Below are 12,779 nucleotides of genomic sequence, written 5' to 3'. Positions count from 1 at the left end.
GTGTGCGCGCGCGACCCAGGGTGTCACGGCCGTCGAAGCCGTGCGGGACACGGCCCCGGCGGCTCAGAACCGCAGGATGCCCGCGATGCCGTCGGTGTCGCCCAGCGAGCCGTCGGGGACGAACCGCACGTCCGCGCCGGTCTCCAGGCACTGCTCGACGATCTCGTCGACGATGTCCTCACGAGCGTCGAACTCGTCGCCCGCGGCGGGCTCCAGATGGTCGCCGACGTCACGGACCGTCACCCGGTAGTTCTCCTCGACGGCGAGCAGCCGCACCCGCGCCTCGCGGGCGCTGCGCCAGATCTCGTCGAGACCGGCCGCGAACGCCCGCCGTCCCCGGGCCGCTTCGAGCTCCGCAGCGACCGTCCGGGCCGTCTTGCGCTGCTGCTCGGCCACGACCGGCCGCATGGCCTGCCACACCGCCTCGGGCGAGGCGTGGGCGAGGCCGCCGTGCGGGACGTGCACCGCGCACTTGGCGACCGTGCCGACGTCGTCGAGCAGGGACAGCGCGGCCTGCTCGCCGGTGACGTACACCGGCCGGGGGTTCTGGCGCAGCACCTCGGTCATCGCCGTGTCGGCCTCGCGCAGGAACTGGCGGGTGCCCTCGTCGCGGAACGTGCTCGGCAGGTCGCCGACGCGCTCCATGCGTTCGGCGTCGAAGTTGTCCCGGCTGCGGAGCCGGGGGAAGCCGCCGGTGTGCTCCTCGGCCACCCGGTCGTGGCCGCCGCTCCACAGCGTGACGCGGTCGGCGGAGACCGACAGCACCCAGAAGGGCCGGTCGGCGGCCTGCGCGGAGACCAGGTTGCGGGTCAGGAAGGTGTCCGACAGCACCACCCGCTCGGGCACGGAGCGGGCCAGCGACCACACCTGGTGCTCGCCGGGAGCGGCGAAGATCACCAGCCCGTCCTCGGCGTGGGTCAGGTCCACCTCGGTCAGGGCCCGGTCGAGCTCGCGCGCGACCTCGGCGCGCCGCTCCCGGCTGACGGCCGGATCGGCCTCCAGCCGGCGCTTGGCCTCGGCCACGACATTGCGCAGCCGGACCCGGTCCTGGGAGTTGTCGGGTTCGCGGCGGTGCGTCGGTGTCAGCACGGACACCGCCGGATACGGGCGCGGGCGGCGCAGTTCGGCGAGAGTCGCAGGGCTCAGTGCATGCTCCATGACAGCACCATAGGGCTGATTCGCGTATCGGGCATTTGGGGTAAGCATGGCCATGGTGGCGGGGATCTCCAGGGCCCCGCGGCCATGGCGCGCGCCCCGCGCACGGTGGCGCTACCGGCCGGTAACCGACGCGCTCCCAGCAGCCCGCCCCCAGGGGACGCCCATGCCGCAGTTCGAGGCCGCGGCGCGACACCGACGTGCGGCGACGCGGGCCCCGTGACGGCGCTGCGCCTCAGTCCTCCTCGTCCGGCCCGCACGAGCTGCCGCTCGTCGGCAGCGACCCGTACAGCAGGAAGTCGTCGACCTTGCGGTGCACGCACTTGGACGACCCGTACCCCGTGTGACCGTCACCCCGGTTGTCCAGCACCACCGCCGAGGAGCCGAGGCGCTCGGCGGTCTCCTGCGTCCAGCGGTACGGCGTCGCCGGGTCGCCCCGCGTGCCGACGAGCAGCATCCTCGCCGAGTGCAGGTCCTTGACCTTCTCGCGGACGAAGTCGGTGCCCGGGGGCCGGCCGTAGCACATCAGCACCTGCGTGAGCCGGAACCGGCCGAAGACGGGCGAGGCCTGCTCGTAGGCGGCGCGCAGCCGGCCCAGGTCCGCGGTGAGCCGGCCGGCGGAGGGCCGGTCGGGATCGTCGGCGCAATTGACCGCCATCAGCGCCGCCGGAGGGTTGTCCAGCGGCACGTCGTCGGCGTCCGTCAGCCCGGCGGCCCCACGACCGCCCGGGTCGCGGCGGACCGGGTCGCGGCGGACCGGTGCGAAGCCGCCGGAGGCGAAGCCCATCACCCCGCCGGTGTCGCCGTCCTGGACCAGCTCGGCCAGCGCCCGCTCCAGCGAGGGCCACAGCTCCTTGCTGTACAGCCCCTGACCGATCGCGCCCACCAGGTCCTGGCCGGAGAACGGCTTGCCGAGGCCGCCCGGCACCGGGTTCTCGTCCATCGAGCGGATCAGCTTCACGACCTGTTCGCGGGCCGAGCGGGCGTCCTGCCCGAGCGGGCACGCGACGTCCCGCACACACCAGTCGACGAAGTCGTCCAGAGCCACCTGCTGCCCCTGCGCCCCCGCGATGCCCTGCTCGGTCAGCGGCTCGGTGAGCGTGTCCACGCCGTCCAGCACCATCCGGCCCACCTTGTGCGGGAACTCGGCCGCGTAGACCGCGCCGAGCCGGGTGCCGTAGGAGAAGCCGAGGTAGTTGAGCTTGCCGTCCCCGAGCGCCGCGCGCATCACGTCCAGGTCGCGGGCCGCGTCGACCGTGCCGATGTGCCGCAGCACCGGCCCCGAGTGCCGGGCGCACGCCACGGCCGCCTGGCGCAGCTGCTCCAGCGCGGCCCGCGGATCGGCCAGTTCGTCCTGGCCGGCGGCCGCGGCGAACGCGTCGTCCTCGCCGTCGCCGCAGCTGACCGGGGAGGAGCGGCCGACGCCGCGCGGGTCGAACGTCACCACGTCGTAGCCGTTGGTGAGTCCCATGAAGTCCTTGCCGCCGTCGGCGAGCTGGGGAACGCCAGCACCGCCGGGCCCGCCGAAGTTGAGCAGCACCGAGCCGCGACGGTGGCCCGTCGCACGGTAGCGGGCCAGGGCCAGCTCCAGCGTGCCGCCCTGGGGGCGTGCGTAGTCGAGCGGGACGGTGATCTTCCCGCACTGCAGGTCCCTGGGCATCCCGTCGCCCTGGCACCTGCCCCAGGTGATCTTCTGGTCGTAGAACCGGCTCAGGTCGGGTCCGGAGCCGCTGTGCGCCGCAGGCACTCCGGCACCCAGCAGGGCGAACCCGAGGGCTCCGGAGAGCGCGCAGCGGCGTATCGCCGCGGACCGCGTCGACCGCTCGGACAGCATCCTTGCCTCCCAGGGCGCCCCGTCGCGGACCGGAACCGGCGCCCTCGCTCACCTTAAGCGGGCCGCGCGCGCCCCGCCCGTCCGCACGGGGACCGGCGGGAGGACCCGGGCACCGGCCGGTCCGGCCGTGCCCGGGATGTCATGGGCCGTGCGTCTTTACCGCTTGTTCGACAAACATGCCGCTCGATGGGGTGAAGAAACCATCAGCGTCCGATACGCCCATAACCCGGACCGCCGGGCGGCGTTCCAGTCGGTGCGGGCGAGCGCCCGCGACCATGTCTGGAAGGCAGGGAACCTATGAAACGGGTTACCCGAAACGGTCTGATCGCCGTCGCCGCCGCCTCGGGCGCGATGGCCCTGACGGGGGCGGCGTACGCCGACTCCGCCGCGGACGGTACGGCCGCCGGCTCACCCGGGCTGATCTCCGGCAACACCCTCCAGCTCCCGGTGCACGTGCCCGTGAACGTGTGCGGGAACACGGTGAGCGTGGCCGGCGTGCTGAACCCGGCGGCGGGCAACCGCTGCGCGAACACCTCCGACGGCGGCGCCCCCGCCCCGGGCGGCGGCGGCTCGGCCCACACCCGCTCGGGCGTCTCCGGCCCGGGCGTCTCCGGCTCGGGGAGCTCCGGCTCCGGGACCTCGGGCGGGGCGCGGGCCGAGGGCGCCACGACCGACTCGCCGGGCGTGCTGTCCGGCAACGGCATCCAGCTCCCGGTGGACCTGCCGGTGAACGTCAGCGGCAACAGCGTGAACGTCGTCGGCATCGGCAACCCGGCCACCGGCAACACGTCCGTGAACCACTCCGGCGGCCGTCCGGCTCCCGGCGCCGGCCGGCCCACCCCGCGTCCGGCCACGCCCGAGAAGCGGCACCCCGCCCCGCATGTCCCGCACCGGCAGGCCGTCTCCTCCCTCGCGCACACCGGCGCGGACCTGGACCTGCCCGCCGCCGTCGGCAGCGCGGCCCTCGTCCTCGGCGGCGCCGCCCTCTACCGGCGCTTCCGCCCGGGGACGCAGCGCTGATCCGGCCGTCGCCCCGCGAAAACCCGGTGCCGCCCCCGGCCGCGTCCGCCGCGACGGACGCGGCCGGTCCGGCTCGCCTGTGGGGCAAGCCAGCCCGGGTGGAACCGGACGTGCAGCGCCCGTACCTGCCCCGTCAGCTCCGGTACGGGGGCGGCCTCGACCGTGACGCCGGTGGCGACCCTTGACGCCGGCAGCGTCCGCACCGGTGGCACCGGTACGCCCACGAGCCTGGCGCCCAAGTGCGCGGAGGGGCGGGCCGGCCCAGGAAGCCTCCGTGCGGGCGGAGGGCCGCCCCTCCGATGACGCGGGATCGCGCGCTCTGTTCACCGCACCGTCATGCCATGTACCTTTCAACTGTCTCCACGCGTGTAGAACACTCCCGCTCGGCTCTTCTCTACGCGCGGAGAATCGGCGCCCGCACCGCCTTCTCTCCCCCCTCACCCGGAGGTTCGCCGGATGCCCGGATCGACCAGACCCCACCGCACGGTCACCACCGTCCTCGCCGCCCTCGGCCTGTGCCTCACCGGAGCCGCGCTGCAGACCGGTGCCACGGCCACCCCGGCCCACGCGGCCACCCCCCACCGCGTCCTGTTCGACAACGCCCACGCCGAGACGGCCGGCAACGCCGACTGGATCATCTCCACCAGCCAGCCCGACCCGCTGGGCCAGGACGCCACCCCGTCCGCCGAGACGGACTGGACGGGCGCGCTGTCCTCCTGGGGCGTGGCGCTGCAGAAGACCGGCGGCTACAGCCTGAAGACGCTGCCCTCCGGTTCGAGCCTGAGCTACGGCGGCGCCTCGGCGACGGACCTGTCCCAGTTCGACACGCTGGTCCTGCCCGAGCCCAACACGCTGTTCACGAGCGCCGAGAAGACGGCGATCATGAACTTCGTGAAGAACGGCGGCGGTCTCTTCATGATCTCGGACCACACCGGGGCCGACCGCAACAACGACGGCCAGGACGCCGTCGAGATCTTCAACGACCTGATGACGAACAACAGCGTCGACTCCACCGACCCGTTCGGCTTCTCCATCGACGCGCTGAACATCAGCTCCGACCACCCGGCCGCGATCAGCGACGCCACCGACCCGGTGCTGCACGGCTCCTTCGGCACCGTCACCAAGAGCCTCATCGCCAACGGCACCACCGCCACGCTCAAGCCCGCCGACAACCCCAACGTCAAGGGACTGCTCTACCGCACCGGTTACTCCGGCAACACTGGAGCGTTCTTCGCCACCAGCACCTTCGGCAGCGGCCGCGTCGCGTTCTGGGGCGACAGCTCGCCCATCGACGACGGCACCGGACAGTCCGGCAACACGCTGTACGACGGCTGGAACGACACCAGCGCGACGAACGCCCCGCTCGCCCTGAACGCCACCGCCTGGCTCTCCGGCACGGGCACCACCGGCGGGGGCGGCACCGGCGGAGGCGGGACCGGCACGTGCACGGCGGCCCAGCTGCTCGCCAACCCCGGCTTCGAGTCCGGCGCCACCGCATGGAGCGCCTCCAGCGGCGTCATCACCAACGACACCGGCGAGGCCGCCCGCACCGGCTCCTACAAGGCCTGGCTGAACGGCTACGGCGCGGCCCACACCGACACCGTCGCGCAGACGGTGGCCATCCCCGCCGGGTGCACGAACGCCACCTTGAGTTTCTTCCTCCACGTCGACACCGCCGAGACGACCACGACGACGGCGTACGACACGCTGAAGGCGCAGGTCGTGAACAGCGGCGGCACCGTGCTGTCGACCCTCGCGACCTACTCGAACCTGAACGCGGCGAGCGGCTACAGCCAGCGCAGCTTCAGCCTCGCGGGTTACGCCGGGCAGACGGTCACGATCAAGTTCACCGGCACCGAGGGTTCCACCCTCCAGACCTCGTTCGTCCTCGACGACACCGCGCTCAACGTGAGCTGACGCCGTGGAGGGCGGTCCGGTCGGACCGCCCTCCAGGTGGACGTCCTCTACTGCACCGCGGGCTGGGCGTCCGGCGTGGCGCTCTCGTCCGGCCGGTCGCCGCCGTCCGGCTGCGGGGCGGGCGCCGGAGCCTGGTCGACCCACGACCTCAGCTGCCCGTCCGGCTGCAGCACCACGTGCAGGCCGTTGTTCTGGCCGTATGCGGCGTGGCCGTCGGCGACCAGGGTGCTGAGGCGGACGCCGTGGGCGTAGACGTCGGCCTCGTAGTGGTGGACGGTCACCTTGTAGATCCGGGCGGTGGACGCGCCGTCGGCGAGGGGTGCGGAGGCCACCAGCACCCGCTTGGCGACCGGCTGCGGCCGGGGCTTCGGCTTGGCGCGCTCGACCCAGGAGGTGACCGTGCCGTTCGGCCGCAGGGTCACGTGGAGTCCGTTGTTCTCGCCGTGCCCGGGCTTGCCGTGCGCGACGACGGTGCCGTACTTGACGCCCTTGGCCCAGATCTCCGCCTCGTAGCGGTGCTTGCCGGTCGTGAAGACCTTGGCGGTGGAGACCCTGTCCGCGAGCCTCACCGTCTTGACGTACACACGCTTGGCCTGGTGGAGGCTGTGCGCGGGGGCGACCGATGAGACGTCCTCGGCGGCGGGGGTCGGCTGGGCCGCGAAGGCGCCGGCGGTGGACGCGCCCAGGGCGGCGGTCAGGCCGGCGGTGACGAGGGCGGTACGCAGGGTACGGGGTGCACGCATCGGAAACTGTCCTTCGGTAGGGGTAGTTCCTTGCTTTCGTAGCCGATCCAGCGGAGTCGGCCACGTCTTCGAAGGTACGGGCCTACCATTAAGGCCCCCCGTACGTCATGTAACAGTCATCCGGCGCAAATAGTGCAAATCGGTCACCTCGTGCGGAGTGCCCGGTCGTCGCGCGCGAACGGCCGGCCCGCGTCGAGCGGACCGGCCGGTGTCTCCTTCACCTTCTTCCGGTGTGGGTGCCTCACGTGATGGCCCGGGCTCGGGGCCGGGGCGTCACGGCCTGGGGGCGCTCCTCGCCGCCGTACCGGCACACAGCATTCCCAGCAACAGCGCCAGGGCTCCGATGACGATGTTGTTCACCACCACGCCCGTGTCCGGGCTGCTGCCGACGACCCACGGGGCGACGATCATCCAGATGCCCACTGCGCACATGGCCCAGCTCAGGCCGTACATGCGCTCGGGTGCGCGGGTGAATCCGAGAGCCAGCAGGCCGATCGCGATGCCGATGATGAGGTTGTGCGTCACGAGCGGGGGCTGGCTGGTCGTGTAGTGGACGATCCACGGGGACGCGGCGCAGTACAGGCCGAGCAGGAACACCGGTCCGTCCACGAGCGCCACATCGCGACCGCCGAGCATGCGGGCGTAGCGCGCCTGCATCTCGGAGACGTCCGGGTGGGTGGTGATGTCACCCCTGCCGTGCGAGAGGTTGGCCATGACTCGTCTCCTTCGACTGACCGGCCGACCGCGTCCGGTGTGGCGAGCGGTCGGTGCCGTTTCGTCCATTCTGCTCTTATTCAACCCTTATGTGTAGAGGTCACGGGGGCGGCGGGCCACGTGGTCCGCGATGCGAGAACGGCCGGGTTTTCCTTGACGGTCCTCGGCGGCTGCTGCCACGATCCATGGCATGACCATGCGACTGGACCTCACGCGGCGACGCCACGTCGACCTCGCGCGCGTCTCCAGCGCCTGCTGTCGCCTCGCGGCCTGACTCCGCGCCGCGTCTCTTCTCCTCACCGGCCGCCCGAGTCCGGCTCCCCGCCGCCTGCCCTGAATCCGGCGCGCGCACCTTTCCTTTCCCCGCACCACGTTTCCGGCACCGCCGCGCACCCGTGCTCGTGCATCCCGCGTGCTGGTGCACCCGCATGCTCCTGCCCCCGCGTATCCGCGCATGCGCGCATACGGGCCGCCGGCACTCGTCCGCGCGCGCCGACGCCTGCCCGCGCGCCCCCACGCAGCTCCGCAGCGGAGTTCCGTAAGAAAGAGGACCCATGGCCACCGTCCTGTCCGTCTCCGGCAGCCCCTCCGCCTCCTCCCGCACCGCCCGGCTGCTGCGCCACCTCGACCAGCGGCTGACCGCGCAGGGCCACGACGTCATCCCGCTCGACGTGCGCACCGTCCCCGCGGAGGCCCTCCTCGGCGCCGACTTCCGGCACCCGGCGATCGTCGAGGCCACCGAGCTGTTCGCCCGCGCCGACGGGGTCGTCGTCGGCACACCCGTCTACAAGGCGGCGTACTCCGGCGTACTGAAGGCGCTGCTGGACCTGCTCCCGCAGTACGCGCTCACCGGCAAGACCGTGCTGCCGCTGGCCACCGGCGGCTCCACCGCGCACGTCCTGGCGCTCGACTACGCGCTGCGGCCGGTGCTGAACTCCATGGGCGCCGCGCACATCGTCCCGGGCTGGTTCACCCTCGACAAGGACATCGCCGTCCGCGAGGACGGCACGGTGACCGTCGCCCCGGCCGCCGCCGAGGCCCTCGGGCAGGTCGTCGACCAGTTCGGAGCGGCCCTGCACCGCAGCCCGGCCCTGGCCGCGGCGAGCTGAACGCCACCCGGCCGCCCTCCGCACCGGCCCGCCCGGACGGATGCCGCCCGCGCCCCGACCTCCCCGGGGCCGCCCTCGCGAACGGAGAAACCCCGTGTCCCTCACCTTCCACTGGTTCCTGCCCACCAACGGCGACAGCCGCGACGTCGTCGGCGGCGGCCACGGCACACCGGCCACCGCATCCGGCCGGGACCGCCCGCCCACGGTCGGCTACCTGAGCCAGATCGCCCGCGCCGCCGAGGACCTCGGCTTCGCCGGCGCGCTCACCCCGACCGGCGCCTGGTGCGAGGACGCGTGGCTGACCACCGCCATGGTCAGCCGGCACACCGAGCGGCTGAAGTTCCTCGTCGCCCTCCGCCCCGGCTTCGTCTCCCCGACGCTCGCCGCGCAGATGGCGTCCACCTTCCAACGGCACAGCGGGGGACGGCTGTTGCTGAACGTCGTCACCGGCGGCGAGAGCCAGGAGCAGCGCGCCTACGGCGACTTCCTCGACAAGGACGCCCGCTACCGGCGCACCGGGGAGTTCCTGGAGATCGTGCGGGACCTGTGGGAGGGCAAGAACGTCGATCTGCCCGGCGAGCACCTGCGCGTCGAGAACGCCTCGCTCGCCCGGCTGCCCGATCCCGTCCCCGAGGTGTACTTCGGCGGCTCCTCACCCATCGCCGGAAAGATCGCCGCCCGGCACGCGGACGTCTACCTGACCTGGGGCGAGCCGCCCGCCCAGGTCGCCGGGAAGATCGCCTGGATCAGGAACCTCGCCGCCGGAAACGGCCGCACCCTGCGCTTCGGCATCCGGCTGCACGTCATCACCCGCGACACCGCCGCACAGGCGTGGGCGGAGGCGGACCGGCTGCTGTCCGGCTTCGACCCCGACACCGTGCGGGCGGTGCAGTCCGGGCTGGCCCGCAGCGAGTCGGAGGGGCAGCGGCGGATGCTCGCGCTGCACGGTGGCGGACGCGACGGCCTGGAGATCCACCCCAACCTGTGGGCCGGCATCGGCCTGGTGCGCGGCGGCGCCGGCACCGCGCTGGTCGGCAGCCACGACGAGGTCGCCGAGCGCATCAAGGAGTACGCGGCCCTCGGCATCGAGGAGTTCGTGCTGTCCGGCTACCCGCACCTGGAGGAGGCGTACTGGTTCGGGGAGGGCGTCCTGCCACGGCTTGCCGCACAGGGCCTGTGGCGCCACCCGTCCGCGCCGGCGCCCTCACCCGCGGCGCAGGTGCCGTTCACCGGCTAGGGAGCGCGGCACGGCGCCGGCAGCACCGAGAAATTTTCCGTTCCCGTCGGCCCGGGTGTCGATCCCGGCCCCGGTCGTTCGTGTAGGAGGTGACACAACCCCACGAGGCCGAGGAGGCCGTCATGACGTACTACCTGCTCAGCGTGATGCAGCCGGCCGGCGAGCGGCCCGCGCCCGAGGTGCTCGCCGAGATCGGCGCCCACCTCGAGGTCTTCCACCAGGAGCTGCGCCAGGCCGGTGCCTGGGTCTTCGCCGGCGGACTGCACGGACCGGAGTCCTCCACCGTGCTGCGCCCGAAGGACGGCGATGTGCTGATCACCGACGGCCCGTACGCCGAGGGCAAGGAGCACCTGGGCGGCATCTGCCTGATCAAGGCACCGGACCTGGACGCCGCCCTGGAATGGGGCCGCAAGGCCGCCCTCGCGACGACCCTGCCGATCGAGGTGCGGCCCTTCATGGGCGAAACGGACCGATGACCGCCGACGTCGAATCCGTCTTCCGCGCGGAGTACGGCCGCGCGGTCGCCGTCCTGGTCCGCTTCCTCGGCGACATCGACCTCGCCGAGGAAGCGGTGCAGGACGCCTTCACGGTGGCCCTGCGGACCTGGCCGGACCGGGGCGTGCCACCGAGCCCCGCCGGGTGGATCATCACCACCGCCCGCAACCGTGCCGTCGACCGGCTGCGCCGCGAGTCCACGCGGGACGCCCGGCACGCCGAAGCGGCCCGGCTCTACGCCGCCGACCCGCCCACCGAGGAGGGGCCCGTGCGCGACGACCGCCTCCGCCTGATCTTCACCTGCTGCCACCCCGCCCTCGCCACTCCCGCCCAGGTCGCGCTCACCCTGCGGCTGCTCGGCGGACTCGGCACCGCGCAGATCGCCCGTGCGTTCCTGGTCCCCGAGGCGACGATGGCCCAGCGCCTCGTGCGCGCCAAGGCGAAGATCCGCAACGCCCGCATCCCCTACCGCGTGCCCCGCGACGCCGACCTGCCCGACCGGCTGCGCGGCGTGCTCGCGGTGGTCTACCTCATCTACAACGAGGGATATGGAGGCGACCCCGGCCTGTGCGCCGAGGCGGTACGGCTCGGCCGGCTGCTGACCGCGCTGATGCCGGACGAACCCGAGGTCACCGGCCTGCTCGCGCTGATGCTGCTCACCGAATCCCGCCGCCCCGCCCGCACCGACGCCTCCGGCGCCCTGGTCCCGCTGCCCGAGCAGGACCGCTCCCGCTGGGACCGCGCGCTGATCGCCGAGGGACAGGACCTCGTCCGCCGCTGCCTGCGCCGCGACCGGCCCGGCCCGTACCAGATCCAGGCCGCGATCAACGCCGTGCACAGCGACGCGCCGCGGGCCGAGGCCACCGACTGGGCGCAGATCCGCCAGTTGTACGACCACCTCATGACCCTCGAACCGAGCCCGGTCGTCGCCCTCAACCGCGCGGTCGCCGTCGCCGAGACCGAGGGCGCCGGACCCGCCCTGGCCCTGGTGGACGCCCTGGACCTGGACGGCTACCACGTCTTCCACGCGGTACGCGCCGACCTGCTGCGCCGGCTGGGGCGCACCGCGGACGCCGTGCGGGCCTACGACCGGGCGCTCGCACTCGCGACGGACCCCGCCGAACGCGGCTACCTGGAGCGCCGCCGACGCGAGCCGGCCCCGTGATGTCGATCACCTGCGGGAATTCATTTCGCTACCTGAAAGGTTGGCAAATGCATCCACCTAGGAGGCATCGTGAACCAGACCCCCGAGCAGATCGGCGCCACCGTCGCCCGGCTGCGCACCACCTTCCGCACCGGCCGCACCCGGCCCGTCGCCTGGCGCACCGCCCAGCTGCGCGCCCTGCGCGCGATGCTCACCGAGCAGGGCGCCGAGATCGCCGCCGCACTGCGCGCCGACCTCGGCAAGAGCGAGGCGGAGGCGAACCGCACGGAGATCGACTTCACGGTCCGCGAGATCGACCACACCCTCGAGCGCCTCGACGACTGGCTGCGCCCCGAACCGGCGCCCGTCCCGGCCCACCTCGGCGCCGACGCCACCGCCTGGACGCAGTACGACCCCCTCGGCGTGGTCCTCGTCATCGCCCCCTGGAACTACCCCGCCCAGCTCCTGCTCGCCCCGCTCGTCGGCGCCCTCGCGGCGGGCAACGCCGTGATCGTCAAGCCCAGCGAACTGGCACCCGCGACCTCCGCCGCGCTGGCCCGGCTGCTGCCCGCCCGCCTCGACACCGACGCGGTCGCCGTCGTCGAGGGCGGCGTCCCGGAGACCACCGCCCTGCTCGCCGAGCGGTTCGACCACATCTTCTACACCGGCAACGGCACCGTCGGCCGTATCGTCATGCGCGCCGCCGCCGAGCACCTCACCCCGGTCACCCTCGAACTCGGCGGCAAGTCACCGGCGTTCGTCGACGCGGGCACCGACCTCGACGTCGTCGCCGACCGGCTGGTGCGCGGCAAGTTCCTCAACGCCGGCCAGACCTGCGTCGCCCCCGACTACGTCCTGACCGACCCCACCACCGCCGCGGCCCTCGAACCGGCCCTCGCCGCCGCCGTCGAGAAGGTCTACGGCAGCGACCCGCGAAACGCCCCGCACTACAGCCGCATCGTCAACGCACGCCACTTCGACCGGCTCACCGCCCTGCTCGGCTCCGGCCGCGTGGTCGTCGGCGGCGACAGCGACCGGGACGCCCGGTACATCGCGCCGACCGTCCTCGCCGACGTCGACCCCGAGGCGCCGGTGATGCGGGAGGAGATCTTCGGACCGATCCTGCCGATCGTGACCGTGCCCGGCCTGGACGAGGCCATCGGCTTCATCGGCGACCGGGACAAGCCGCTCGCCCTGTACGTCTTCTCCGACGCCGAGGACACCCGCCGCCGCATCGCCGCCGAGACCTCCTCCGGCGGACTCGGGTACGGCCTGCCGCTCGCCCATCTCACCGTCTCCGACCTGCCGTTCGGCGGCGTCGGCGAGAGCGGCATGGGCAGCTACCACGGCCGCTACTCCCTGGAGACCTTCAGCCACCGCAAGGCCGTCCTCGACAAGCCGCTCGGCTGAG

At 73.2% G+C, this 12,779-nt stretch carries 12 protein-coding genes; 8 read left to right on the top strand and 4 right to left on the bottom strand.

Features of this window, described 5'->3' with window-relative positions:
* Positions 1-63 precede the first annotated feature (63 nt).
* Positions 64-1,158: a baeRF3 domain-containing protein gene (locus tag AC0B9F_RS13620; RefSeq protein WP_472002025.1), complete on the bottom strand. Its 1,095-nt coding sequence runs from the start codon at positions 1,156-1,158 to the stop codon at positions 64-66.
* 232 nt (positions 1,159-1,390) lie between these two features.
* Entirely contained in the window at positions 1,391-2,989 is a 1,599-nt protein-coding gene (locus tag AC0B9F_RS13615; protein WP_472002023.1) for an alpha/beta hydrolase, read from the bottom strand.
* Positions 2,990-3,286: 297 nt separating this feature from the next.
* On the opposite strand from AC0B9F_RS13615, the gene AC0B9F_RS13610 reads away from it, so the two are divergent.
* A complete protein-coding gene (locus AC0B9F_RS13610) occupies positions 3,287-4,009 on the top strand; it encodes a chaplin (RefSeq protein WP_472002022.1) in 723 nt (240 codons plus the stop codon).
* Positions 4,010-4,465: 456 nt separating this feature from the next.
* A complete protein-coding gene (locus AC0B9F_RS13605) occupies positions 4,466-5,926 on the top strand; it encodes a hydrolase (protein WP_472002020.1) in 1,461 nt (486 codons plus the stop codon).
* 47 nt (positions 5,927-5,973) lie between these two features.
* On the opposite strand, the gene AC0B9F_RS13600 is transcribed toward AC0B9F_RS13605, so the two are convergent.
* Together AC0B9F_RS13600 and AC0B9F_RS13595 are read right to left on the bottom strand one after the other, a co-directional pair.
* The gene (locus AC0B9F_RS13600) at positions 5,974-6,669 is read right to left on the bottom strand and encodes a hypothetical protein (RefSeq protein WP_472002018.1); all 696 of its coding nucleotides are present in this window, start codon (positions 6,667-6,669) and stop codon (positions 5,974-5,976) included.
* Positions 6,670-6,942: 273 nt separating this feature from the next.
* Positions 6,943-7,383 carry an SPW repeat protein gene (locus tag AC0B9F_RS13595; protein ID WP_472002016.1) on the bottom strand — a complete coding sequence of 147 codons (441 nt, stop codon included), beginning with the start codon at positions 7,381-7,383 and terminating at the stop codon, positions 6,943-6,945.
* Between the two features lie 190 nt (positions 7,384-7,573).
* Between AC0B9F_RS13595 and AC0B9F_RS13590 the strand changes: the two genes are divergently transcribed.
* The 6 genes from AC0B9F_RS13590 (at position 7,574) to AC0B9F_RS13565 (ending at position 12,778) form a co-directional block, all read left to right on the top strand.
* A complete protein-coding gene (locus AC0B9F_RS13590; RefSeq protein WP_472002157.1) occupies positions 7,574-7,657 on the top strand; it encodes a putative leader peptide in 84 nt (27 codons plus the stop codon).
* A 280-nt stretch (positions 7,658-7,937) separates the two neighbouring features.
* On the top strand, positions 7,938-8,492 hold the full coding sequence (gene ssuE / locus AC0B9F_RS13585) for an NADPH-dependent FMN reductase (protein WP_472002014.1): 555 nt from the start codon (positions 7,938-7,940) through the stop codon (positions 8,490-8,492).
* Positions 8,493-8,586: 94 nt separating this feature from the next.
* Positions 8,587-9,729, top strand: a complete 1,143-nt coding sequence (locus tag AC0B9F_RS13580) for an LLM class flavin-dependent oxidoreductase (protein ID WP_472002012.1) — start codon at positions 8,587-8,589, stop codon at positions 9,727-9,729.
* Positions 9,730-9,851: 122 nt separating this feature from the next.
* Positions 9,852-10,205 carry a YciI family protein gene (locus AC0B9F_RS13575; protein ID WP_472002155.1) on the top strand — a complete coding sequence of 118 codons (354 nt, stop codon included), beginning with the start codon at positions 9,852-9,854 and terminating at the stop codon, positions 10,203-10,205.
* Positions 10,202-11,389, top strand: a complete 1,188-nt coding sequence (locus AC0B9F_RS13570) for an RNA polymerase sigma factor (protein ID WP_472002010.1) — start codon at positions 10,202-10,204, stop codon at positions 11,387-11,389. Before AC0B9F_RS13575 ends, AC0B9F_RS13570 begins: the two co-directional genes overlap by 4 nt.
* Positions 11,390-11,458: 69 nt before the next feature.
* Complete coding sequence (locus AC0B9F_RS13565; protein ID WP_472002008.1) at positions 11,459-12,778, top strand: aldehyde dehydrogenase family protein; 1,320 nt, start codon at positions 11,459-11,461, stop codon at positions 12,776-12,778.
* The last annotated feature ends 1 nt before the right edge of the window (position 12,779 follow it).

This window comes from Streptomyces sp. NPDC097129, from assembly GCF_055668065.1.
The sequence above is the reverse complement of the archived record's forward strand: the minus strand, read 5'-3'. Positions and strand labels throughout refer to the sequence as shown.